The 24,893-nt window shown below is 38.2% G+C and carries 22 protein-coding genes and 2 pseudogenes; 13 read left to right on the top strand and 11 right to left on the bottom strand.

What is annotated here, in order from left to right:
* Window positions 1-323: 323 nt before the first annotated feature.
* The 5 genes from Q0X77_RS11290 to Q0X77_RS11270 all read left to right on the top strand — a co-directional run bounded on the left by Q0X77_RS11290 (window position 324) and on the right by Q0X77_RS11270 (window position 8,257).
* Window positions 324-1,352: a LacI family DNA-binding transcriptional regulator gene (locus tag Q0X77_RS11290; protein ID WP_297797389.1), complete on the top strand. Its 1,029-nt coding sequence runs from the start codon at window positions 324-326 to the stop codon at window positions 1,350-1,352.
* 20 nt (window positions 1,353-1,372) lie between these two features.
* Entirely contained in the window at window positions 1,373-2,044 is a 672-nt protein-coding gene (gene pgmB, locus Q0X77_RS11285) for a beta-phosphoglucomutase (RefSeq protein ID WP_297797387.1), read from the top strand.
* Window positions 2,045-2,118: 74 nt separating this feature from the next.
* On the top strand, window positions 2,119-4,434 hold the full coding sequence (locus Q0X77_RS11280; protein WP_297797385.1) for a glycoside hydrolase family 65 protein: 2,316 nt from the start codon (window positions 2,119-2,121) through the stop codon (window positions 4,432-4,434).
* 96 nt (window positions 4,435-4,530) lie between these two features.
* Complete coding sequence (locus Q0X77_RS11275) at window positions 4,531-6,375, top strand: glycoside hydrolase family 13 protein (protein ID WP_297797383.1); 1,845 nt, start codon at window positions 4,531-4,533, stop codon at window positions 6,373-6,375.
* 1 nt (window position 6,376) lies between these two features.
* Window positions 6,377-8,257 carry an alpha-amylase family glycosyl hydrolase gene (locus Q0X77_RS11270; RefSeq protein WP_297797381.1) on the top strand — a complete coding sequence of 627 codons (1,881 nt, stop codon included), beginning with the start codon at window positions 6,377-6,379 and terminating at the stop codon, window positions 8,255-8,257.
* Window positions 8,258-8,330: 73 nt separating this feature from the next.
* Here the strand turns inward: Q0X77_RS11270 and Q0X77_RS11265 are convergent, their stop codons facing one another.
* The gene (locus Q0X77_RS11265) at window positions 8,331-8,759 is read right to left on the bottom strand and encodes a hypothetical protein (protein WP_297797379.1); all 429 of its coding nucleotides are present in this window, start codon (window positions 8,757-8,759) and stop codon (window positions 8,331-8,333) included.
* Between the two features lie 188 nt (window positions 8,760-8,947).
* Here Q0X77_RS11265 and Q0X77_RS11260 point away from each other — a divergent pair, with 188 nt between their 5' ends.
* Both Q0X77_RS11260 and Q0X77_RS11255 read left to right on the top strand, forming a co-directional pair.
* Window positions 8,948-9,694, top strand: a complete 747-nt coding sequence (locus Q0X77_RS11260; protein WP_297797377.1) for a glycerophosphodiester phosphodiesterase — start codon at window positions 8,948-8,950, stop codon at window positions 9,692-9,694.
* A complete protein-coding gene (locus tag Q0X77_RS11255) occupies window positions 9,694-10,983 on the top strand; it encodes an NAD(P)/FAD-dependent oxidoreductase (RefSeq protein WP_297797375.1) in 1,290 nt (429 codons plus the stop codon). Before Q0X77_RS11260 ends, Q0X77_RS11255 begins: the two co-directional genes overlap by 1 nt.
* A gap of 8 nt (window positions 10,984-10,991) precedes the next feature.
* On the opposite strand, the gene Q0X77_RS11250 is transcribed toward Q0X77_RS11255, so the two are convergent.
* Both Q0X77_RS11250 and glpK read right to left on the bottom strand, forming a co-directional pair.
* On the bottom strand, window positions 10,992-11,726 hold the full coding sequence (locus Q0X77_RS11250) for an MIP/aquaporin family protein (RefSeq protein ID WP_297797373.1): 735 nt from the start codon (window positions 11,724-11,726) through the stop codon (window positions 10,992-10,994).
* Window positions 11,727-11,745: 19 nt separating this feature from the next.
* Entirely contained in the window at window positions 11,746-13,236 is a 1,491-nt protein-coding gene (gene glpK, locus Q0X77_RS11245; RefSeq protein WP_297797371.1) for a glycerol kinase GlpK, read from the bottom strand.
* A gap of 123 nt (window positions 13,237-13,359) precedes the next feature.
* On the opposite strand from glpK, the gene Q0X77_RS11240 reads away from it, so the two are divergent.
* Window positions 13,360-13,902 carry a DUF1697 domain-containing protein gene (locus Q0X77_RS11240; RefSeq protein WP_297797369.1) on the top strand — a complete coding sequence of 181 codons (543 nt, stop codon included), beginning with the start codon at window positions 13,360-13,362 and terminating at the stop codon, window positions 13,900-13,902.
* Here Q0X77_RS11240 and Q0X77_RS11235 read toward each other — a convergent pair.
* Complete coding sequence (locus tag Q0X77_RS11235) at window positions 13,899-14,372, bottom strand: TspO/MBR family protein (protein WP_297797367.1); 474 nt, start codon at window positions 14,370-14,372, stop codon at window positions 13,899-13,901. The genes Q0X77_RS11240 and Q0X77_RS11235 overlap by 4 nt on opposite strands.
* Before the next feature lie 97 nt (window positions 14,373-14,469).
* Between Q0X77_RS11235 and Q0X77_RS11230 the strand changes: the two genes are divergently transcribed.
* The 5 genes from Q0X77_RS11230 to Q0X77_RS11210 all read left to right on the top strand — a co-directional run bounded on the left by Q0X77_RS11230 (window position 14,470) and on the right by Q0X77_RS11210 (window position 19,333).
* The gene (locus Q0X77_RS11230) at window positions 14,470-15,552 is read left to right on the top strand and encodes a diphosphomevalonate decarboxylase (RefSeq protein WP_297797365.1); all 1,083 of its coding nucleotides are present in this window, start codon (window positions 14,470-14,472) and stop codon (window positions 15,550-15,552) included.
* A 60-nt stretch (window positions 15,553-15,612) separates the two neighbouring features.
* The gene (locus Q0X77_RS11225; protein ID WP_297797363.1) at window positions 15,613-16,551 is read left to right on the top strand and encodes a mevalonate kinase; all 939 of its coding nucleotides are present in this window, start codon (window positions 15,613-15,615) and stop codon (window positions 16,549-16,551) included.
* Between the two features lie 11 nt (window positions 16,552-16,562).
* On the top strand, window positions 16,563-17,468 hold the full coding sequence (locus Q0X77_RS11220) for a geranylgeranylglycerol-phosphate geranylgeranyltransferase (protein ID WP_297797361.1): 906 nt from the start codon (window positions 16,563-16,565) through the stop codon (window positions 17,466-17,468).
* Window positions 17,468-18,418, top strand: coding sequence for a carbon-nitrogen hydrolase family protein (locus Q0X77_RS11215; RefSeq protein ID WP_297797359.1), 951 nt, complete (start codon window positions 17,468-17,470; stop codon window positions 18,416-18,418). Before Q0X77_RS11220 ends, Q0X77_RS11215 begins: the two co-directional genes overlap by 1 nt.
* A 72-nt stretch (window positions 18,419-18,490) precedes the next feature.
* Window positions 18,491-19,333 (top strand): pseudouridine synthase, encoded by an 843-nt coding sequence (locus Q0X77_RS11210; protein ID WP_297797357.1) that lies wholly within the window; start codon window positions 18,491-18,493, stop codon window positions 19,331-19,333.
* Between the two features lies 1 nt (window position 19,334).
* Here Q0X77_RS11210 and Q0X77_RS11205 read toward each other — a convergent pair whose 3' ends face one another.
* The 7 genes and pseudogenes from Q0X77_RS11205 to Q0X77_RS11175 all read right to left on the bottom strand — a co-directional run.
* Entirely contained in the window at window positions 19,335-19,781 is a 447-nt protein-coding gene (locus Q0X77_RS11205) for a BLUF domain-containing protein (protein WP_297797355.1), read from the bottom strand.
* A gap of 57 nt (window positions 19,782-19,838) precedes the next feature.
* Window positions 19,839-21,113, bottom strand: a complete 1,275-nt coding sequence (gene argH / locus Q0X77_RS11200; RefSeq protein ID WP_297797353.1) for an argininosuccinate lyase — start codon at window positions 21,111-21,113, stop codon at window positions 19,839-19,841.
* A 47-nt stretch (window positions 21,114-21,160) separates the two neighbouring features.
* A pseudogene (locus tag Q0X77_RS11195) lies at window positions 21,161-22,167 on the bottom strand (M20/M25/M40 family metallo-hydrolase).
* A 2-nt stretch (window positions 22,168-22,169) separates the two neighbouring features.
* On the bottom strand, window positions 22,170-22,949 hold the full coding sequence (gene argB / locus Q0X77_RS11190; protein WP_297797351.1) for an acetylglutamate kinase: 780 nt from the start codon (window positions 22,947-22,949) through the stop codon (window positions 22,170-22,172).
* On the bottom strand, window positions 22,946-23,887 hold the full coding sequence (locus tag Q0X77_RS11185; RefSeq protein ID WP_297797349.1) for an N-acetylornithine carbamoyltransferase: 942 nt from the start codon (window positions 23,885-23,887) through the stop codon (window positions 22,946-22,948). Before Q0X77_RS11185 ends, argB begins: the two co-directional genes overlap by 4 nt.
* A complete protein-coding gene (proB, locus tag Q0X77_RS11180) occupies window positions 23,887-24,648 on the bottom strand; it encodes a glutamate 5-kinase (protein WP_297797347.1) in 762 nt (253 codons plus the stop codon). Before proB ends, Q0X77_RS11185 begins: the two co-directional genes overlap by 1 nt.
* Before the next feature lie 2 nt (window positions 24,649-24,650).
* Window positions 24,651-24,893: pseudogene (locus Q0X77_RS11175) on the bottom strand (glutamate-5-semialdehyde dehydrogenase); the annotation flags it as partial.

Raw genomic sequence — 24,893 nt, 5'->3', positions numbered from 1 at the left:
TTTAGTACCAAAGGTTAAACCTATGTAAAAAAATTGTTAACGTCTTATTTTTATTAACATTTACTAACAACGAAAACGGTTTCGTGTTAATAACTTTTGTTAAATCAAAATACGACAATAACAAGGGATAATACTGACTATTTAATATTTATTTGGTTTAAACTTTGTTAAAAACGGAACAAATATAGTATTTTTTTTGTTCTGCAAGCTTAAATATAAGGTTGGTTCTTTACTTTTTGGCACTTTTGTATGTTAAAAAAAGAATATATTTATCGGATAGCTTTTTTAATTACTTTAACATTTTACATTTTTGGTTTTAAGATTTGAAAAGAAAAATTACTCTTAAGGATATCGCCCGGGAGTTGGATGTATCCATTTCAACGGTATCCAAGGCTTTAAAAAATAGCCGGGAGATAAGTAAGGATACCAAGGATAAAGTTAAAGCATTCGCCAAATTATATAGCTACAAACCCAATATTATAGCCCTAAGCCTTAAACAAAGGCGCACAAAAAATATTGGCGTAATCATTCCGGATATTGTACATCATTTTTTTACCACGGTTTTCAGAGGTATAGAGCTCTATGCGGATGCAAAGGGGTATAATGTTATTGCCTGTGTGTCAGATGAATCTTTTGATAAAGAAGTTATCAATATGGAACTATTGGCAAACGGTAGTATCGATGGATTCATTATGGCCCTTTCTGCAGAAACGCAGTTAAAAAATGATGTTAACCATTTAAAGGAGATAACCAATCAAGGGATGCCTTTAGTGCTTTTTGACAGGATTACAGATGAGATAATTTGTGATAAGGTCATTCTAAATGATTTTGAAGCCTCTTATGGGGCTGTTAAAAAACTAATAGACAATGGCAGAAAGCGAATAGCATTGATTACAACCGAAAGTTATTTTAATGTAAGTGAGAAAAGAGCTCAGGGTTATTACAAAGCACTTAAAGACCATGACCTGGAGTTAGATGAAGATTTAATTCTACGTTTGCCATATCAATTTGAGAATGAAACCAAAAGCGAAACCTTTTTTAAATCAAACAAGATTGATGCGGTCTTATGTGTAAATGAAATATTTGCCGTCCGGGCTATGAAAACTGCCCAGAAAAATGGCCTGAAGATTCCGGAAGACATCTCATTTATTGGTTTTACAGATGGCATTCTTTCTAAATTGGCCACACCTACCCTAACTTCACTGGCACAGCATGGCGAAAAAATGGGCAAAATGGCTGCGAAAATGCTTATTGAAAAAATTGAACGAGATGATGATGCTGCCGTGGAGGAAACTTTTAGGACTGAAATTATTGAAGCAACACTAATTGAAAGAGAATCTACAATTAATTAAATACATTGAAATTTATTAAAATGAGTAGAACCGGATTTATATTCGATTTAGACGGGGTAATCGTTGATACTGCCAAATACCATTATCTGGCCTGGAAAAATCTGGCCGATGAGTTGGGCATTGATTTTACGCAGGAAGACAACGAACAATTTAAAGGTGTAAGCCGCAGAAGATGTCTCGAACTCTTATTGGAAATGGGTAATATTTCTGTGTCCAAAGAACAATTCGACAATTGGCTGGAAGAAAAAAATGAGGATTATTTGAAATATATTTCCGGGATGGATGAAAGTGAAATTCTTCCGGATGTGACAAAAATCCTGGGATACCTCAAAGAGAAAGGTATACCTATGGCTCTCGGGTCTGCAAGTAAAAATGCAATTCCAATTTTGGAAAAGGTGTCACTATTACCTTATTTTGATGCAATTGTAGATGGGAATCAGGTAACCAAAGCCAAACCTGATCCAGAAGTTTTTTTAATAGCCGCAGAAAAATTAGGTTTGGAGCCCTTACATTGTGTGGTTTTTGAAGATGCTTTAGCAGGTATAGAAGCTGCCAATATTGCCGGAATGGTGAGTATCGGAATTGGAGATGTCAATATTCTGTCAAATGCAGACCATGGTTTTAAAGATTTTACTGAAATTGACTTTAATTTTATTAATGACCTTATTATACTATTGAAAAATAAAAATTAAGGTTTTAATGAACTAATAAATTGTAATCACTTATTTTAATCAAATCTGAGAAAGATATTATAACAACCCTTAATATGAATCAAGAATATATTAAAGCAGACGAATGGTCTATCATAGAAGAAGGTTTTAATGAAGAGAATGTAAAATCCTCTGAAAGCCTTTTTAGCATTGGAAACGGCGCTATGGGGCAACGTGCAAATTTTGAAGAGCACTATTCCGGTCCAACGTTTCAAGGAAGTTATATTGCCGGGGTTTATTACCCTGATAAAACCAGGGTAGGGTGGTGGAAGAATGGTTACCCGGAGTATTTTGCCAAGGTGTTAAATGCACCCAATTGGATTGGGATTAACATTTTCGTGGATGGTGAAGCCTTAGACCTCAATACGTGCACAAATATTAAAGGATTCAGGAGAGAGCTTAACATGAAAGAAGGCTGGTATAAAAGAACCTTCACGGCGACCCTGCCAAATAGTATTACGATAAATGTAGAAGCAGTCCGTTTTTTGAGCCTGGATTATGATGAAGTAGGGGCCATAAAATATACAGTCACCCCGATAAACAGAAATGCTTCACTACGATTTATCCCATATTTAGATAATGGGATCACAAATGAAGATAGTAATTGGGACGATAAATTCTGGAATGTTACCAAGGTAAGCTCAGATGGCCGGCAAGCATTTATTGAGGCACATACCCTGAAAACCAATTTTGAAGTTTGTACGTTTATGGAATGCCGTTTAACGAGCAATGGGAATGAAATCCCTGTTGAAGTTTCGGAAGAAGTCAAAGAATTATGGGTTGGTCATGAATATGAATATAGTGCTAAAGAGGGTGAAGCGGTTACATTCTTTAAATATGGCGGCTATACTGTTTCAAGAGATCATAAAGCTGATGAGTTAGTGAGCGCCGCAAAAAATGTCTTAAAATCTGCAATTGCACTTGGGTTTGACAACTTATTGGAAAAACAAAAAACTTTCTGGGCAGGTATATGGGAGATGAGTGATATAGGTATTCAAGGTGATGTAAAAGCACAGCAGGGGATCAGATTTAATATATTTCATTTGAATCAGACTTATCTGGGTACAGATTCCAGTTTAAATATTGGCCCTAAAGGATTTACAGGTGAAAAGTACGGGGGAAGTACCTACTGGGATACTGAAGCCTATTGTATTCCTTTTTATATGGCCACAAAAGATCATCTTGTGGCAAGAAACCTGCTTAAATACAGATATAACCATTTGGAAAAAGCAATTGAGAATGCCCAAAAATTGGGTTTTGATAATGGAGCTGCCTTATACCCTATGGTTACCATGAACGGGGAAGAATGCCACAATGAATGGGAGATTACTTTTGAAGAGATTCACAGGAACGGAGCTATTGCCTTTGCTATATTTAATTATTACCGGTTTACAGGGGACTACTCCTATATTCCTGAAATGGGACTTGAAGTGCTGATAGGGATTTCCCGATTCTGGGGACAAAGGGCAACTTTTTCCAAAGACAAGAATAAGTTTGTAATACTTGGTGTAACCGGGCCGAATGAATACGAAAATAATGTTAATAATAATTGGTATACCAATTACCTTGCAAAATGGTGTATGGAATATACCATGGAGCAGTTGGTAAAAGTCAAAGAAGGGTATAAGGATGATTATACACGTATAATCGGACATACTTCGCTTACCGAGGCTGAGGTTGATAAATGGAAAGAGATTTCAGCAAATCTTTATTTCCCATACTCCGAAGAGTTACAGATTTACCTGCAGCAGGACGGATTCCTTGATAAAGAGCTGATTACGGTTGCAGATTTGGATGTTGCACAGAGGCCTATAAATCAAAAATGGAGCTGGGACAGGATATTGCGCTCACCTTATATAAAACAAGCCGACACCTTACAAGGATTTTATCTGTTTGAAGATCATTTCAGTATTGAAGAATTGGAAAGGCACTTTGATTTTTATGAGCCTTTTACTGTACATGAGTCTTCCTTGTCGCCTTGTGTGCATAGTATTCAGGCTGCCAAATTGGGTAGAATGGAGCAGGCTTACAAGTTTTACCTGCGAACATCCAGGTTGGATCTGGATGATTACAACAAAGAGGTGGAAGAAGGGTTACATATTACTTCAATGGCTGGTACATGGATGAGCATTGTGGAGGGCTTTGGTGGTATGCGCATGAAGGATGATAAATTGTCTTTTGCACCGAGAATTCCTAAACAATGGAAGTCATACTCGTTTAAAGTTAATTTCCGAGATCGTATTATTAAAGTTAATGTCTCGGAAAGTCAGACTAGTTTTCAATACCATGGTACTGATGATATGACCATACGGGTAAATGGTAAAAGAGTCGTCTTAAAGCCGTCAATGGAAACTGTTGAACCAAATAGTTAAAGAACCCGGAATGATCAGTTTATTTAGCTTTACTGGACATGAAATTAGTCTTTGATGAAAATAAGAAGGTTACTCTAATCAATTATTTTATCCGGCATGCTCTTTTTAACAATTACTTGCTCTACAACTCAAATAAATAGGGTAGAGCCTCCAAATTGGTGGTTGGGATTTAAAAATTCCAGTTTACAACTAATGGTTTATGGTCGGGAAATAGGAGTGACGACTCCATCAATAACCTATGCCGGAGTTAGTCTGGATTCCTTTCATAGGGGTGATAGCCCGAACTATATATTCCTCGATTTAAAAATTTCCGAAAATGCTTCTCCGGGGATTATGGAAATTCAATTTACCAGGGGAAAAGGAAAGGCAATAAGCTATTCATATCCGTTACACGAACGGGAAAGGTCATCGGAGGAATTCCATGGGTTTGATTCTTCGGATGCCATATATTTAGTTACCCCGGATCGTTTTTCTCAGGGGTCACCGAAAATAGAAAATGTCAACGGACTTCTTGATATAGAGATCGACAGAAAAAATGATTACGCTCGTCATGGGGGTGATATCCGGGGAATTATCAATCATTTGGATTATATAGCACAAATGGGATTTACCGCGTTATGGCCAACCCCTTTGTTAACCAATAATATGGCAGAGTCTTCATATCATGGATACGCAATGACAGATTTCTACGAGGTGGATCCCAGATTTGGGACCTTGGAAGACTATGTTTTACTCTCGGACAAAGCTTCAGAATATGGAATAAAACTCCTTATGGACCAGGTTGCGAACCATTGTGGACTCAATCATTGGTGGATGTCAGATTTGCCATTTACGGACTGGATAAACTATCAATCAGAATATCAGGAAGGATCAGACGCTTTGGTTACCAATCATCGTCGTACGGTAAATCAGGATCTTTATGCTTCAAAAGTGGATAAAGATTTAATGAACAATGGATGGTTTGTTCCTTCAATGCCAGATTTAAATCAGAATAATCCTTTCATGGCCAATTATATTATCCAGAATAGTATATGGTGGATTGAAACTTTGAAACTTGGAGGGATAAGACAGGATTCGTATTCTTATCCGGATAAGGAATTCATGTCCAGGTGGGCAGGTAGTATCATGGATGAATATCCCAATTTCAATATCGTTGGAGAGGAATGGACCTATAACCCTTTGCTGGTGCGTTATTGGCAACAGGGTATTATAAACTCGGATGGATATGAATCAAACCTGAAGACAACTATGGATTTTCCATTGCAGCGCAGGCTAATTGAAGCCATTAATGAGGATGAACATGGGGATTCCGGATTGGTAAAAATATATGAGGGGCTCGCTAATGATTTTGCATATTATGATCCTTCATCCATATTATATTTTGGTGATAATCATGATATGGACCGCCTCTATACACAGTTGTATGAAGATTTTGAAAAAATGAAAATGGCGTTGGCATTTATTGGCCTTGTACCAAGAATACCACAGATTTACTATGGCACTGAAATATTACTTAGCAATCGTGATAAGCCCGGCGATCATGGTCGTATCCGATCTGACTTTCCCGGGGGTTGGGAAGGTGATGAGGTAAATGCCTTTAACGGAGAAGGTCTTAGTACGGAACAAAAGGAAATGCAGGAATTCACAAGAAAATTGCTCAACTATAGGAAAGGCAGTACAGCCATTCATGAAGGCAAGACTATTCATTTTGTGCCAGAGGATGGGGTTTATGTTCTATTCCGACAATTAAAGGATGAAACAATAATGCTTATCCTCAATAAAAATGATTTACCTTATGCATTAGATCTTAAACGTTTTAATGAAATGAAACTCATAGGGAATACTTTTAAAAACATCCTTACTTCTGAAGAAGTTATTTTTAATTCCCAATTGCACTTAGAAAACAACAGGGTACTATTATTTACATCAAAATTCAGTTAGAATGAAGAAGATTGTCTTGGTTGTATTAAGTTGCTTTGCTTTGATACTGGGATGTGCGGAGGAAAAAGAACAGACAAATATTAAAAAAATGAAAGGCCTGAATAAACAAACTAAAAAGGTGGTTTATCAAGTATTTCCACGATTATTTGGAAATACAAACACAACCAATAAGCCATGGGGTACAATACACGAAAATGGGGTTGGGAAGTTTTCAGATTTCAGCGATAAAGCTTTACTGGAAATTAAAGATCTCGGGATAACCCATATTTGGTATACAGGGGTTCCGCATCATGCGGTAGTTACCGATTATTCCAAATTTGGGATTTCCGATGATGACCCTGATGTTGTCAAAGGCCGGGCAGGCTCTCCATATGCGGTTAAAGATTATTACAATGTAAATCCGGATCTGGCGGAAGACCCCGGTAATAGGTTGGAGGAGTTTAAATCATTGATAGAACGCACGCATAATGCGGGGTTGAAGCTTTTAATAGATATTGTTCCAAATCATGTTGCCAGGAACTATGAAGGGAAGTCTACTCCAAAAGGATTGGAACCTTTTGGGGCAAACGACGACACTTCCGTGGAATACAAGAAGAACAACAATTACTATTATATCACCGGTGAATCCTTCAGGGTACCTATTTGGCAAAATGGATACCTGCCTCTTGGAGGAGAACAACACCCATTGGCAGATGGTGAATTTGAAGAAAATCCGGCAAAATGGACGGGCAATGGATCACGTCTTGCACAACCGGATTTTAATGATTGGTATGAAACCGTGAAAATTAATTATGGGGTTCGTCCGGATGGATCCTATGATTTTGATACCCTGCCTGATGACTATGCTCAAAAAGATTTTAAGGCCCACCATGCTTTCTGGTCTGACAAAGACATCCCTGATTCCTGGATAAAATTTAAGGATATTGCCATGTATTGGTTAGAGATGGGTGTCGATGGATTCCGTTTTGATATGGCTGAAATGGTACCTGTCGAATTCTGGAGTTATATGAACTCTAGTATTAAAATGAAAAATCCCGATGCCTTTCTTTTGGCTGAGGTTTATAATCCGGATTTGTACCGGACCTACATTCATAAGGGTAAAATGGACTATTTATATGACAAAGTTGAACTTTATGACAGCCTGAAACACATTATGCAGGGTCATGGCTGGACAGATCATATCCCGGTGGTCCAAAAGGGGCTGCAGGATATTGAGCATCAGATGTTGCATTTTCTTGAAAATCACGACGAACAGAGAATAGCAAGTCAGGATTTTGCTGGAAATGCTGCAAAAGGCAAACCTGCAATGGTCGTGTCAGCTACAATAAGTACTTCCCCTACAATGATCTATTTTGGACAGGAAGTAGGAGAACCCGGTAATGAGCAAGCTGGTTTTGGGAGTCCTACCCGGACATCAATATTCGATTATATTGGAGTTCCTCACCATCAAAGGTGGGTAAATAATAAGCAGTTTGATGGAGGTGAGCTCCGACCTGAAGAAAAAGAATTACGAGATTTTTACAAACGCCTGCTCAATTTTACGATTGAAAGCGAGGCCTTAATGGGCGAGTATGCCGATATTCATTATTACAACAGGGATCATACTGAAAATTACAATTACAGAGTTCTCTCATATGTTAGATGGTCTCAAAATGAGCAGTTAATTATCGTTTCCAATTTTGATGACGACAAATCCTATTCATTTGAATTAAAAATCCCGCCTGAAATAATCAACAAATGGAATTTAAAAGAAGGTTCTGTGAACCTGACAGAAAAGCTTTACGGTAAATCGACTAAAACTTTAAATGTTCACGAAGGGCTTGGTAGCGTTTCCATTGAAGTTGCCCCTTTGGAATCCCTGATACTTCAACTTTCAGATTAAAGGATAGGAATAAAGATGAATCCGCTACTTAAAACTAAGTGCACCGGATTTGCGAATTCACCTTTACCTCTTTTTAGGTTGTCGTTGTTTTTGGTGCTGTTGCTTTGTACACCAGAGCAATTACTGCTCCAATGATACCATAAAAAACAATTTCTAAAATAGCCTCTACTATTTGTCCGGTCATATCCATTAATTCGGTTGTAGATTGACTTAGCAGGCCTAATCCGAGACCAGTAAAAATTCCAATCCAGATGCCGAATTTAAATCCTTGACCTGTATTATGTATCCCTCTCGCCCATTTGCCATAAATGGTGCTAAGTGCAAATACTGCGATAATGTTACTGATAGCAAGAAGAAGCATTTCAGGTGGGTCCTTCATGATCTCATTTAGGGAATGAGATTCAAAGAAATCTGCTGCAGCAAACCCCCAGATTACATAGCCCAGGACAAACATGACTGCAAATCCGGCAAGGGTTGCCAATAAATTTTGTTTGGTAAACATAGTTTCTAAATTTTAGTTTATTTATAATGCAAGAAAAACAATAAAAAAATAAGAATAATATAAATAATTATGTTAAAAATTAGTATAAGCATATTTAAATAACAAATTTAATAGAATAATAATAAACTGTCTTAAATTGAATTATCTATCTATCATTTGTATTTTTGAGAAATTAAAAATTGAACTTCATGAAAAGATTACTAATAGCTGTACTTATACTTTCTGCTATGAATTGTAAAGAGAAGAGTAACACTTTGATTACCATAGGACATAGGGGAGCCATGGGCCATGAAACGGAGAATACCCTTTCTTCAGTTCAAAAAGCTTTAGACCTCGGGGTAGATATGATAGAAATAGATGTTTTTAAAATTTCGAGTGGTGAAATAGTTGTTTTTCATGATGACAAAGTTGATCTCCTAACAGATGGCAGTGGTGCCATTGAAAGCATGGATTTAAAAGCGGTTAAAGATTTGAATGTCAAAGGGGATCATAAAATTCCATTGCTAACCGAGGTCTTAGACTTAATAAATAAAAAAGTACGCCTGAATATTGAGCTCAAAGGATCGGGTACCGCAGCAGGTGTTATGGATATAGTTAATAGCTATATTGAAAATGCAGGTTGGACCTTAGATGATTTTGTAATTTCCAGTTTTAAATGGGAAGAATTAACCGCCATAAGAAATTTAAACAGGGATATTGAAATTGCGGTACTTACAGATGGGGATCCTCTAAATGCCCTTGCTTTTGGCAAAGAAATTAGTGCCGTGGCCATAAACCCCCATTATCTTAGGCTGAACAAAGCAAATGTCTTAAAAATTAAAAGTGAGGGATTTAAAATTTTTACATGGACAGTAAACGATTCAGAAGAAATTTCAAGAATACGGGCATTGGGTGTTGATGGTATTTTTACTGATTACCCTGAAAGGATCCAATAATGTATGACGTAATTGTAATAGGGGGAGGCGCTGCAGGATTTTATTGTGCAATTCACATTGCGGAAGCAGATCCTACGCTTAAAATTGCTATCCTTGAACGAGGTAAAAAGGTGCTCTCCAAAGTAAAAGTATCTGGCGGTGGACGTTGTAACGTTACCCATGCAGAGTTTGATCCATCCCTATTGGTTAAAAACTATCCTAGGGGCGAAAAAGAACTTTTAGGACCATTCCACAAATATTCGCCTGTTGATACCATACAGTTTTTTAAAAAACGTGGCATACCCATAAAAACTGAATCGGACGGCAGAATGTTCCCTGTTACTAATTCCTCTCAGACGATTATTGATTGTTTTTTGGAGGAAATCGAAAAATATGGCGTAACCCTATTGAAAGGTAGTTCAGTAATAAAGCTAATTCCGAACGAAGATGATAAATCGACGGAAGAGTTAGGCTGGCAGGTACAATCGGTTAAAAAAACATATCAGGCTAAAAAGATTGTTATCGCTACCGGGAGCAGCACAAAAATGTGGCAATTATTGGAGCAACTGGGGCATACGATAGTGCCACCGGTGCCTTCTTTGTTTACATTTAATATTAAAGACAATAGAATTAACGGAATACAGGGTTTGAGTACCCCGGCCAGGATAGAACTTTTACCCAGGCATAATATGTCAGAAGATATTAAGTCTAAATTTATCACCAGAAAACAAGGAAGTCCGAGTTTAGTTTCCGAGGGTCCTGTTCTTATCACACACTGGGGTCTGAGTGGCCCGGTTGTATTAAGACTTTCTGCTCAGGCAGCATTAGTATTAAATGAATGTAATTACAGATTTAGGATAAGGGTCAATTGGTTACCTGAATATCATAAACAGGGGCTTTTATCTCTGTTTAATAAGATAAAACATTTAGAACCCAAAAAAACAATTTACAAAACAAAGGCCATTGATATACCTGCAAGGTTATGGGGGAAATTGGTTCTGGCATCAGATATGGCCAGGGATCTAAAATGGGCTGATGTATCCGGTCTGCAGCTTGATAGGCTCGGTCAGTTTATAACAGCTTCAGAATTCAATGTTGAAGGAAAGAGCACTTTTAAAGAAGAGTTCGTTACCGCAGGTGGTGTGGATCTGAAAGAGATAAACTTTAAGACTTTCGAGAGCAAAATCCTTCCAAATGTGTATTTAGCGGGTGAAGTATTAAATATCGATGCCATAACCGGGGGTTTCAATTTTCAGAATGCCTGGACCGGAGCGGCAATTGCTGCCCGGGCCATTGTGGAGTCCACATAATTATTTATTTAAATCGTTGGTAAGGCCAGGTAAAGAAAAGCAGCAACTATACCCCCTAAAATGGGTCCAATTATGGGAATCCATGAATAAGACCAATCGTTTTTCCCTTTATTTTTGATAGGAGCCAGAGCATGCGTAATTCTCGGACCAAGGTCCCTTGCCGGGTTAATAGCGTAACCTGTAGTCCCTCCCAAACATAAGCCAATACCCCAAACAACCAAAGCTACGGGTAAGGCACCCAGTGAACCTAAACCAATTACCTCATCCGAATCCAAAATAGTAGCATCTGTAAAGAAGAGAACTGCAAATACCAGGACAAAAGTCCCGGAAATTTCCCCAAGTAGATTTGGAAATGTATTTCGGATGGCCGGAATAGTACTGAAGACTCCTAGTTTGGAACTTTGTTCTTCTGTTCGGTCAAAATGGTCTTTATAAATCAGCCAAACCAAAGTGGCACCAAGAATGGCGCCAATTAATTGAGCCAAAAGGTAAGATGGGACCAGGTCCCATGCAAATTCTCCGGCTGCAGCAAGGGCTATACTAACAGCGGGATTAATATGAGCCCCGCTATAGGGAGCAGCAACGAGTACTCCAATGTATACTGCTAAGGCCCAGCCAGTTGTAATTACAATCCATCCGCTATTGTGTCCCTTAGTGTCCTTCAGAACGACATTGGCAACAACTCCACATCCTAGTAAGATTAATAAAAATGTACCTATTAATTCAGCTATAAATGGTGTCATATATAAAGATAGTTTTAGCTTATTTAGTCCAGAATTCCAAGGCTCCTATAGCTTTATACCAGCCTTCTATATGTTTGTTGATTGTATCCCGGTCTTCAGTAGGTGTAAAATGCACATCGGTTTGCCAAATCTCCTGAATTTCATCCAGATTATTCCAATAACCAACGGCCAGTCCCGCCAGAAAAGCAGCACCCATTACTGTGGTTTCCACAATTTTTGGCCTTACCGTGATGGTGTTTAAAACGTCTGCCTGAAATTGCATTAGTAAATTGTTGACTGTAGCTCCTCCATCAACTCGCAATTCTTTGATAGATATTCCGGAGTCTGCTTCCATAGCCTTCAAAATATCCATTGTCTGAAAGGCGATAGACTCTAAAGCCGCCCTTGCAATATGTGCATCGGTACTTCCCCGGGTTAAACCAAAAATAGTGCCCTGAGCATGCTGATTCCAATGCGGAGCTCCCAGTCCGGCAAATGCCGGGACAAAATACACCCCGCCGGTATCCGGAACAGATCCAGCCAGTTTTTCCACTTCTGCGGCAGTATTGATAATCTTTAAACTGTCTCTTAGCCATTGCACTACAGCCCCCGCAATGAAAATGCTTCCTTCCAGGATATATTCGGTTTTTCCATTAATTTGCCAGCCCACCGAAGTAAGGAGATTGTTTTCTGATACTATTGGTTTATCACCAATATTCATCAGCATAAAACATCCTGTGCCATAAGTGTTTTTTACCATGCCCTGTTTTGTACACATCTGCCCGAACAATGCAGCTTGCTGATCTCCCGCAATACCCGATATGGGAATGCTGGCAGCGAATAAGCCCGGGGCAGTATGCCCATAAATTTCACTGGATTGCTTAACGTCTGGCAACATACTTTTTGGAATAGTAAATAATTCTAATAGCTCATCATCCCATTCCAGGGTATTGATATTGAATAATAGTGTTCTGCAGGCATTGGTAGGATCTGTAATATGTAAGGCACCTTTGGTCATATTCCAAATAAGCCAGGTATCTATTGTACCCATGATTAAATCCCCGGCCTCCGCTCTTTCACGGGCTCCTTCCACATTGTCCAATATCCATTTGACTTTAGTACCAGAAAAATATGAATCAATGACCAAACCTGTTTTTTTGCGTATCCATTTGGATTTTCCTTTACGCTTTAGTAAGTCACAAAATTCGGCAGTTCTTTTGTCCTGCCAGACGATGGCATTATAGACTGGTTTCCCTGTATTTTTATCCCAGACAACTACAGTTTCACGTTGATTCGTAATCCCTATAGCAGCGATGTCCGCGGCATTTAGCCCTTTTTTTGTTACGGCTTCAGCGGCAATGGACAACTGGGTCGCCCAGATTTCCATCGCATCATGCTCCACCCAACCCGGTTTTGGAAAATGCTGTGCAAATTCTTTCTGGGAAGTAGAAATTATATTACCTGATTTATCAAAAATTAGGGCTCTGCAGCTTGTTGTGCCCTGATCAAAAGCCAGAATATAAGATTCCATATGGTCAAAAAGTTAGACAGAATAAGAATGACAAGGATTAAATGTAATTGATTTATTTTACATAACATAATTGGTTAATTTCATCGGCGCTTTCATTCTAATCCTTTTAAAAGAGACTTTAATATGCATAAATATATTGCCTTGTTACGAGGAATCAATGTAGGTGGCCGGTACAAAATAATTATGGCAGATTTGAGAGTTCTCTTTGGCACATTGGGTTTTACAGAGGTTACGTCCTATATCCAAAGCGGCAATATCATTTTTTGCAGTGAAGAATCTAATGGTAAAAAATTGGAACAACGTATAGAAGCAGCTATAGAAAATGAATATGGCTATTCTGTACCGGTTATTATGTTAAAGAGAAGTACACTCGAAAAAATACTTAGAGATAATCCGTGGAAGCCGCTCAAAGACGATGAGCTAAACAAAATGTATTATGTGTTTTTGAAAGAATCACCTGAAAGTGAGGTCGTGGCAGAGTTTAAGGAGAGCAAATTTGAAAATGAAAAGTTTGTTATTTGTAGAGATTATATCTACCTGAAATGCCTACGTGGAATGGGTAAGGCCAAGCTCACCACCAACTTATTAGAGAAAAAACTAGGTGTACAGGCAACAGCAAGAAATCATAAAACAGCTTTAAAACTTCTCGAACTAACCAAAAACTAATTCATTTCCCAAATCTTATAATTTAAAACAGTAGCAAAACAAACCCATAGAAAATATGGGATCATAAGATATGCTGCAGTCCTGCTCACCACGTTGAACCATTTTATGGTTAATAAAATCAATGCCAAAAGAAAAAGAATAACTAATAATGCCCAAAATGGATTTTTAAATCCAAAAAAAACGACACTCCATAGTACATTGAATATTAGTTGAAATCCGAAATTATAAAGTGCAGTTTTTACCCAAATATGGTGGAAGCCTTTTGCCCAAACAAGACCTGCAGCTATTCCCATAAGAATATATAAGACTGTCCATACAGGGCCAAAAATCCAATTAGGGGGATTAAAACTAGGTTTATTAAGTGTCAGGTACCAATCATTCACAGATGACTGTGTTGCAAAACCCGATAAGAAGCCTATTATAAGACATATGGATACTGAAATGGCGATATAGGTAAACTTCTTTTTCAAAATGTTTTAGGTGTAAGTAATCTAAAATAATAATTTATTTTAAGAGAGGCTATTGCAAAAGCGCTGAAAAGCTATCTTTGCACAAATTATTGGGTACATGTTAGAAAAAGACTTTATTCCTTCATCTTATACGTACGATAAGGAAAAAGGTAGGATACAATATACAGCCCCGAGTAATATTGCATTAGTCAAATACTGGGGAAAGAAATCAAATCAAATACCCGCCAATGCCTCGGTAAGCCTCACACTTGATGAGTGCAGAACTGTAACTACAGTCGTATATACCAAGTTGGCAAAGGATACTACCGACTTCTCATTTGATTTGCTTTTCGAGGGAAAACCAAGGGAAGATTTTAAACCTAAGATTGAAACATTCTTCAGGCGGATTGAAAATTACCTGCCCTTTCTTAGAAAGTATCATTTTTCCATAGATACTTCAAACTCGTTTCCGCATAGTAGCGGAATTGCTTCCTCTGCCAGTGGGATGGCTGCTTTGGCTTTATGCCTTATGGATATCGAAAAACAATTGGCTCCTGAAATGGAGATGGATTATTTCTATAAAAAAGCTTCCTTTTTAGCGCGTTTGGGATCCGGTAGCGCTTGCAGAAGTATTAAGGGTACTATTGTGCAATGGGGGGAGCATAATGAAATTAAAGGCAGCACCAATTTATATGGCATACCTTATCCCTACACTGTTGCAGATGTTTTTAAAAGTTATCAGGATACTATTTTGCTGGTCCATAAGGGGCAAAAAAGCGTAAGTAGCACAGTTGGCCATGATTTGATGCACGGCCATCCGTTTGCAAAAAATCGATTCCATCAGGCACACAATAATTTGATTAGGTTACGCGACATTTTCGCCGAAGGTAATCTTGATGATTTTATTGAGGTGGTAGAGAGTGAGGCACTTACGCTGCATGCCATGATGATGACCAGTATACCCTACTTCATCCTGATGAAGCCTAATACGTTAAGTATTATAGAGAAAATCTGGGGGTTTCGAAAAGAAACAGGAAATCATCTCTGCTTTACTTTGGATGCAGGGGCCAATGTACATTTACTTTACCCGGACAATGAGAAAAATATAGTGAATCAATTTATTAAGGATGAGCTAATTGCATATTGTGAAAATGGGCAGTATATTTGCGACCGAATTGGGGAGGGAGCTAAAAAATTGTAATTTAGTCCCGGGAATAGGCGCAATTCAGCTTATCTTGGAGTTATAATTAATTGAATATAGATGAAAGGACCACTTTTTTATTCGAAAATTTTACTTTTTGGAGAATACGGAATCATTAAGGATTCCAAAGGGCTTTCAATTCCCTACAATTTCTTTAAGGGTGCGCTTAAGACGGATGATCACTTGTCTGAGAAGGCAAAGAGTTCAAACCAAAGTCTGGAAAAGTATTTTCACTATTTAAGTGACTTACAGGATAAAGAACCCGAATTGGTATCATTTAACCTGGATGCGTTGAAGGCTGATGTTGAAGGGGGGATGTATTTTGACAGCTCTATTCCCCAGGGATATGGGATTGGAAGTAGTGGAGCCCTGGTGGCCGCAATTTATGATAAATATTCAATTGAAAAGATTACCGTACTTGAAAACCTTACACGCGAAAAACTACTTAAGCTCAAAACGATTTTTGGTAAAATGGAATCATTTTTTCATGGTAAGTCTTCCGGATTGGATCCATTAAACAGCTATCTGAGCTTGCCTATCCTCATTAATTCACAAGAAAATATAGAATCTACCAGTTTACCATCCCAAAATTTGAACGGGAAGGGAGCAGTTTTTTTATTAGATAGTGGAATCACAGGAGAAACTGCGCCTATGGTTCAAATTTTTATGGAGAAGATGAAACATGAAGGCTTTCGTAAAGTTTTAATGGATGAATTTATTAAACATACCGATGCCTGTGTTGAAGATTTTGTAAGTGGTAACGTAAAATCACTCTTTGGTAATCTTAAGCAGCTCTCCAATGTAGTTCTTGACCATTTTAAACCAATGATCCCAAAAGAGTTTCACAACCTCTGGAAACACGGAATAGAAACCAATGATTACTATTTAAAATTATGCGGTTCTGGTGGTGGTGGCTATATTTTAGGATTTACTCAGGATTTGGATAAAGCAAAAACTGCGCTAAAAGGTCATCATCTGGAAGTGGTATACAACTTCTAAGACCAATTACAATGCTTAGTAGAAAGAATAAACTCCTGCTATTAAAGGGCTTGAGTCTTTTTTCAATTATAAGAGGGTACAATGTGCTTATGATTACCCTCGCTCAGTATCTTGCAGCTATTTATATCCTTGCCCCCGACCTCCCTTTACGTGAAGTTGTCCTGGATCCCAATCTTTTTGTGCTGGTCTTAGCTTCCGCCCTCGTAATATCGGCCGGTTATATTATCAATAGTTTTTATGACTCGGAAAAAGATTTAATAAACAGACCACAAAAAAGCATGCTGGACCGATTAGTGAATCAGCGTACAAAGATAACCGCCTACTTTGTCTTTAATTTTCTTGCCGTATTGCTTGCTAGTTCTGTATCCTTCAAGGCTGTTCTTTTCTTTTCTGCCTATATCTTTGGAATCTGGTTCTATTCACATAAACTGAAGAAAATCCCATTTGTGGGAAACCTTATTTCTGCTACGCTTATAATTGTACCTTTCTTTGCAATATTGGTGTATTATCGCAATTTTGATACCGTAATCTTTGTCCATGCCGTATTCTTATTTCTATTGGTTTTGGCACGTGAAATTATTAAGGATATGGAAAATATTGCAGGGGACATGGCTCAAAATTATAAGACCATTCCTATTTTATACGGTCCATTCTACTCCAAAATGGTGGTTAGTTTTCTCATACTACTCACCTTAATTCCTGCTTCGTTGTTAATTAATAAGTTTGATGTGGGATATATGTATATCTACTTCATTGCCTGTATCATTCTTTTAATACTATTCCTGATATTGCTTTGGAAGTCCAAAACCAAAGAAGATTATATCTGGTTGCATAATATTCTTAAGTTCATAATTGTACTAGGTGTTTTTAGTATCTTACTGATTGATGTTGAACTGGTTTTAAACAGAATATTTTGATGAATAACCATTTAAAATTGGCACTGGCACAGATTTCTCCTGTTTGGTTAGATAAAATGGGTACTATTGCTAAAATTGAAGATGTTATTCACAACGCAGCCAAGGAGAAAGCTGAACTTCTGATTTTTGGGGAAGGAATCCTGCCCGGTTATCCTTTTTGGCTGGCATATACCGATGGTGCTTCCTGGAACCTGGAAGTAAATAAGGAAATACATGCGCATTATATGCGCAACGCAATTCAGATTGAAAAAGGTGATCTTAATACGATATGTGATTTAGCCGGCAAGTACAAACTATCAATTTATTTGGGAATTATTGAGCGGGCACAAGACCGGGGCGGGCATAGCTTATACTGCTCTTTGGTGTATATTGATTCTAAAGGGGAAGTGAAATCTGTTCATAGAAAGTTACAACCCACCTATGATGAACGACTGACGTGGGCGCCCGGTGACGGTAATGGCTTAAAGACGCATAGATTAAAACAGTTTACCGTGGGGGGTCTCAATTGCTGGGAAAACTGGATGCCTCTGGTGAGGGCATCTATGTATGGTTTGGGGGAAAACCTGCATATTGCTGTTTGGCCGGGTAGCGATCACAACACAAGAGATATAACCCGTTTTATAGCCAGGGAATCCAGGAGCTTTGTAGTCTCCGTTTCATCCTTAATGGAGAAAAAGGATATACCGGATAATATACCGCATAGCGGCCTATTGATAGATAAAATGCCTGAAATTTTAGCCAATGGAGGATCTTGTATAGCTGGCCCTGATGGTGAATGGATCATGGAGCCCGTTGTGGGTAAGGAGGGATTGATTTTTCAAACAATTGATTTTAACAGGGTCTATGAAGAACGACAAAACTTTGATCCATCCGGACACTACTCCAGACCGGATGTAACCAAATTGATACTTAACCGGCAAAGACAATCAACAATTGATCTTAATGATTAACTTCCGGATTTATTGGCTTGTACCCTAAGCTACATCCGATTCCCTTTACTACCTTTGCAAAAAATTCAGAACATGCGCAGACCGCAATCAAATAAAGATAAAAGAAATACAACCGGAAAAACCCGAAATCCAAGGAAGAAGGCGCATTCTAAAGAACGAATACCTTCGAATGTCAGTAAAACCAAACGCGTAGCATCAGATCCGGATTTAATAAGGCTTAATCGCTATATTGCTAATGCGGGAGTTTGCTCCAGACGGGAAGCGGATACTTACATTACTGCCGGTAATGTTACTGTTAATGGAAAGACGATTACTGAAATGGGACATAAAGTTAAGCTTTCAGATATTGTTAAGTTTGACGGCAGGGTGCTCAACCCACAGAAGAAAGAGTATGTGCTATTGAATAAACCCAAGAATTTTATAACCACGACCAGTGATGAAAAAGGGAGGAGAACGGTAATGGAATTAATATCCAAAGCTTCAAAATCCAGATTGGTCCCGGTTGGACGCCTGGACAGAAATACTACCGGGCTTTTACTTTTCACTAATGACGGAGATCTTGCAAAAAAACTCACGCATCCCAAACACGGGATACGCAAGATTTATCATGTGGAACTTAACAGAAACCTGACAGCGGAAGATTTAAGAAATATACAGTCGGGACTTACCCTGGATGACGGTCCAATTAATGTGGATGAAATAAGTTATATAAACAATTCACCCAAAAGAGAGGTAGGTATCCAAATACACAGCGGAAGAAACCGGATTGTACGACGAATTTTTGAACATCTGGGTTATGAAGTAAAAAAACTTGATAGAGTTATTTTTGCGGGGCTAACTAAAAAGGACCTTCCCCGTGGCCATTGGAGGCACTTAACCAAGCAAGAGGTTATAAATTTAGGGATGAATCAATGACCTAAAAATTTGATTCCAATGTTTTACCAAGATTTTCCTTAACTGCTAGCCAGAAGGAATTTGCTGTTGGGTTTGGATGTAAGGAGGAGTCCGGGTTTTTCTTATATGAAGTTACCAATAACCTTAAGTAATTAATTTGGTCATTATCACCAAAGAAATCTTCAAAGGCCATTTCCCAATCATTAAATTCCCGACCTTCTCTTTCCCCGTGCGCTACTAACTTTATATTGTGATGGCGCTGATCTTCCTTAATCTTGTCAAAAAGGCGCAGCACTTTTAATTGATTACCTTCAAGGTATTGAATAAATTCTCCATCGTAGAATAATAGACAGCCTGTAATGCCATTTCGCAAATTATTAGCTCTAGCCTTATTAAGCATATCTTTTATATCCTGATGCTCAAAAGATTTAATGGCCGTAGATTTATAAACAAGGCAAAACGTACTCATTAAGAAATGACTTAAGATTGGTGTAAGAAATTAAAGAAAAAAATTCGAATTTCAAATTTAACTATTCATTTTAGCCTTTATCTTATCCAGGCATAAATTTCCAATACTCCCTTCATGTGAATGTGTCAAATCTTTTTGAGGTTTAAAAGATCCTTCTTCAATTTCTTTGCCCATTTGCTTATAAGCATCTCTAAATGGCATGCCACCCAGAACAAGCTGGTTTAAAGTTTCTACACTAAAAAGATAATCATACCTGGGATCGTCCAGGATGTCGGTATTTACATTGATATCTCTTAAACTAAACGTCATCATTTCCAAACAGGCTTTTATTTCCTGAATGGATGGTATAATGAGAGCCTTGACCATTTGAAGATCCCTGTGATAACCACTGGGCAAATTTGTTGTAATAAGGGTTATTTGATTGGGAATAGCCTGAAGACTATTGCATTTAGCTCTAATGAGTTCAAAAACATCGGGATTTTTCTTATGGGGCATTATACTACTTCCGGTCGTTAAAGCGTCCGGGAATGAAATGAAGTTGAAATTCTGGCTCATATATAGACAAATGTCCATAGCCAGTTTGCCCAGAGTACCGGCTATTCCCGAAATGCCATATGCTGTTGCTTTTTCCACTTTACCCCTTCCCATTTGAGCAGCTACAACATTATACTTTAAATCCGAAAAACCCATCTGGGCTGTTGTAAAAGTACGGTCCAGGGGGAAGGAACTTCCATAACCGGCAGCGCTTCCGAGCGGATTCTGATCTGATATCTTGTAAGCTGCATTAATAAAGTATAGATCATCGATAAGACTTTCAGCATAAGCTGAAAACCATAATCCAAATGAAGAAGGCATTGCAATCTGCAAGTGGGTATATCCGGGCAATAGGACTTCTTTGTGCTTTTCCGCCAATTCAAGTAGTAAATCAAATAATTCTATGGTCTGTGACTTTATTATCGAGAGCTCTTCTTTTAAATATAATTGCATCGCTACCAGGACCTGATCATTCCTTGAACGTGCCGTATGAATTTTTTTACCGGTATCTCCTAGTTTTTCGGTGAGTAAAAATTCTATTTTGGAATGCACATCTTCAAAAGAATCTTCTATCTTAAAAGTCCCGTCTTTAACTTCCAATGCTACGTTTTCCAGTTCTTTTACCAGCAAATTGGTTTCATCACTCGTCAATATTCCAATTTTACCCAACATTTGAGCGTGAGCGATTGAGGCTATTATATCATACTTAGCCAGTACCAAATCTAATTCCCGGTCATTACCCACCGTAAAATGATCAATTTTTTTATCTGTGCTATATCCCTTATCCCAAAGTTTCATTGCTATTGTTTTTTAGTGGCTTGCCTTATTTGCTTATTTAAACATGATTAGCTATTTAAAAACCCATCCAGTATTTTAATATATAGGTCAATTCCTTCTTCTATCTCATTTATATAAATATACTCATTTGCGGAATGTGAACGTGTACTATCCCCGGGGCCTAATTTTAGGGAAGGGCAACTAAGGGCCGCCTGGTCTGAAAGGGTAGGAGAGCCATAAGTGCTTCTTCCCATTGCAATTCCCGAAGCTACCAAAGGATGATTCTTATCGATGGAAGAAGAGTTTAATCTTAATGATCTGGATTTTAGCTCGCAAGGAGCTTTCAATACTAACAAATCAGCAATTTCTTTATTATTGTAGCGATCATTAACACGTACATCAATTACCAGATGAACTTTAGCGGGGACCACATTATGTTGGCTACCAGCATTAATTTGGGTAACTGTTAATTTAACATCACCAAGGACGTCTGATGTTTTTGGAAAAGTATAGTTCTTAAACCATTCCAACACTTCGATAGAATTATAAATGGCATTGTCGTTATTTGGATGTGCAGCATGAGAAGGAGTACCTTTTATAACAGCATCGAAAACCACTAGCCCCTTTTCGGCGATGGCCAAATTCATAAGTGTTGGTTCCCCTACTATTGCAACATCAATTTTTGGAAGTATGGTTAAAAGGCTGCTTAAACCTTTACCGCCCGTATTTTCTTCTTCAGCGGAAGCTACCATTAATAGGTTATGTTTCAAATTTGCTGAATCGTAGAAATAGGTAAATGCTGCAATTAACGAGACTAAGGCCCCGCCGGCATCATTGCTTCCTAAACCATACAAGTATCATGGTGTGAGTTCAATAAAAGTGTTGGCTTAGTGTCATCCCAATGTTTGTTCTTGGCAAAGACATTATTGTTTTCCCTTTCATAGGGAATGCTAAAAGCTTCGAACCAGGCTTCAATGGCCTCAGCCGTATGGTGCTCTTCCCCGGAAAATGATTGAATTGAGATGAGTTCTTTCAATAAGTCAATAGCCTTATCTGTAAGGATTTCTTGATCCATCTTCATAGGGTTATCGTTGTATATAAATTTGAATCTGTCTCAAGCATTGATATATTGCCAATGCAAACTTTATCGACATTTTGTTGTAATGCATGAAAACAATTCTGCATTTTTGGTAACATACCGTCCGAAATGATGTTTTGTCCCAATAAGTCATTATAATTGTTGGTATCGATATGTATTATGACCGAATCATCATTTTCTATATCCTGTAATACCCCTTTCTTTTCGAAACAATAGTATAGAGTGGTTTTATATTTATGACTCATCCCAATAGCTAATTCCGAAGCAATAGTATCTGCATTGGTATTCAATAATTGACCCTTACCGTTATGCGTAATAGCACAAAAGACCGGTGTTAATTTAACTTCAACTAAAGTATCAATAAGTTCAGAATTAATTCCGTCAATATCACCGACAAATCCAAAATCAATTTCCTTAACCGGTCGTTTATGGGCCTGTACAGTGTTGCCATCTGCACCACTAAGTCCAATTGCATTGGTTCCCAAAGCTTGTAATTTGGCCACAATATTCTTATTTGTGAGTCCGCCGTATACCATTGTTATTACCTCAAGGCTTTTGGCATCCGTAATGCGCCTTCCACTAGTCATTTTTGATTTAATGCCCAGTTTTGCAGCCAATTTTGTTGCTAATTTACCTCCACCATGTACAAGAATTTTAGGCTCTTCCAATTTGGAAAAATTCAATAGAAATTGGTCAAGCTCGATTTCGTTTTCGAGGACATTACTTCCAATTTTGACTATGGATAGCTTTTGTTTCATTTTAAATGCTCTAAAATCTTTTTCAGCACAACTTGTGCGGCATATGTTCTATTATTGGCTTGATCAATCACCAAGGACTGTTCACTGTCCAAGACTGCATCTTCCACAACAACATTTCTACGCACTGGCAGGCAATGCATAAATTTGGCATTGCACAGTTTATCTTTAGTGATCATCCAGTTAGGGTCTTGGTTCAATACTCTTCCATAATCCGTATAACTGCTCCAGTTTTTCACATATACAAAATCGGCATCTTTCAAGGCTTTATTTTGGTCATATTCCACTGGGACATTTTTGATTATTGTAGAATCCAGTTCATACCCTTTAGGATGTGTAATTACAAAATCAGCATCTTGTAACTGCATCATTTCAACAAATGAATTGGTAACAGCATGGGGAAGGGCCTTGGGATGGGGTGCCCAAGACAACACTACTTTTGGTTTGGTCTTGTTAGAATTTTCGGCCAGCGTTATGGCATCGGCCAACGCCTGTAATGGGTGTCCAACAGAGCTTTCCATATTCACTATTGGAACGGAGGCATATTTTTTAAATCCATTCAATACCACCTCTGCCTCGTCCTTTTCTTTATCGGTCAATGATGCAAATGCCCGTATTCCGATTACATCACAGTATTGGGAAACCACCTTGGCAGCTTCTTTAATATGTTCCGATGTACCCTGATCCATTATGGTACCATCGCCATATTCCAAAGCCCAACCTTCATTTCCAAAGTTCATTACAATTACTTCCATCCCTAGATTTATGGCTGCTTTTTGGGTACTCAATCGGGTTCTCAGACTATTATTGAAGAACAACAATCCGATGGTTTTATCCTTACCCAAGGATTTTGACTGTAAAGGATCATTTTTTAAGGCCCTTGCCTCAGTAACCCAGTCAGAAAGTGAATCAATATCATTTATAGAGAGGTAGTGTTGCATTATTTTATTTTAGTATGGTTACTCTTGCCAGTAATTGCATCGACTATAAAATTGTCTTTTAGTCCATTTACTATCCAGGTTTCAATTCCTGCTGTTTGGGCAATAGTAGCGGCTTCAATTTTCGATTGCATTCCACCTGTACCGTGGGTTGATTTTGATGCGCTGATTTCTTTCTGCAATTTTTGAACTCCAGAAACTGAGGTAATCGTTTCCGGTTTATTATTTTCTATGGATTCTCTTGTGTAGACTCCATCAGTATTGGTAGCGATCATCAACAGATCTACCTGCAATAGGGCAGCAGTCAATGCTGCCAACTTATCATTGTCACCAAATTGAATCTCATCGGTGGCGACTGTATCATTTTCATTGATGATGGGAATGAATTTATTAGCTACAAGGACATTAATGGTATTCTTTATATTCGCCTTGGCGTCTAAATTATCAAAATCTGAATAGGATAAAAGACATTGGGAAGTTGATAAACCCAATTCCCTAAAATTCTCTTGAAAGATACGCATTAAGTGCGGTTGCCCGATGGCTGCCAAAGCTTGTTTCACATCTATTGCAGCCCCATTATGCTCCAATTCCACAAATTGTTTGGCGGCGGCAATGGCCCCGGAACTGACGATGATAAACTCATATTCATCTTTCATGACTGCAATCTGTCTTCCAATGTCCTCTATTTTACCTCGTGAAATCTGGCTTGTTTCTTTGGTCAAGGTATTGGACCCTATTTTTAATAATATTCTTTTCATCTGCATATTCATCTAATTTGTCCATTGCCCTTTACAAACCATTTATTGGTTACTAAATGCTGTAAACCAATGGGGCCTCTTTGATGTAACTTATCAGTGCTGATTGCGAGTTCTCCGCCCAGTCCAAATTGGCCTCCATCCGTAAATCGTGTGGAGGCATTATGGTATACTGCCGCTGAATCAACAGAATTCATGAATGTTGCTGCTGTTTCTTCATTCGCGGTAATGATGGCTGCCGAATGCCCACCACC

This window comes from uncultured Eudoraea sp., assembly GCF_947258925.1.
GTDB lineage: Bacteria > Bacteroidota > Bacteroidia > Flavobacteriales > Flavobacteriaceae > Eudoraea.
Note: the sequence above shows the minus strand (reverse complement) of the source record. Positions and strands in the feature narration are given on the sequence as shown.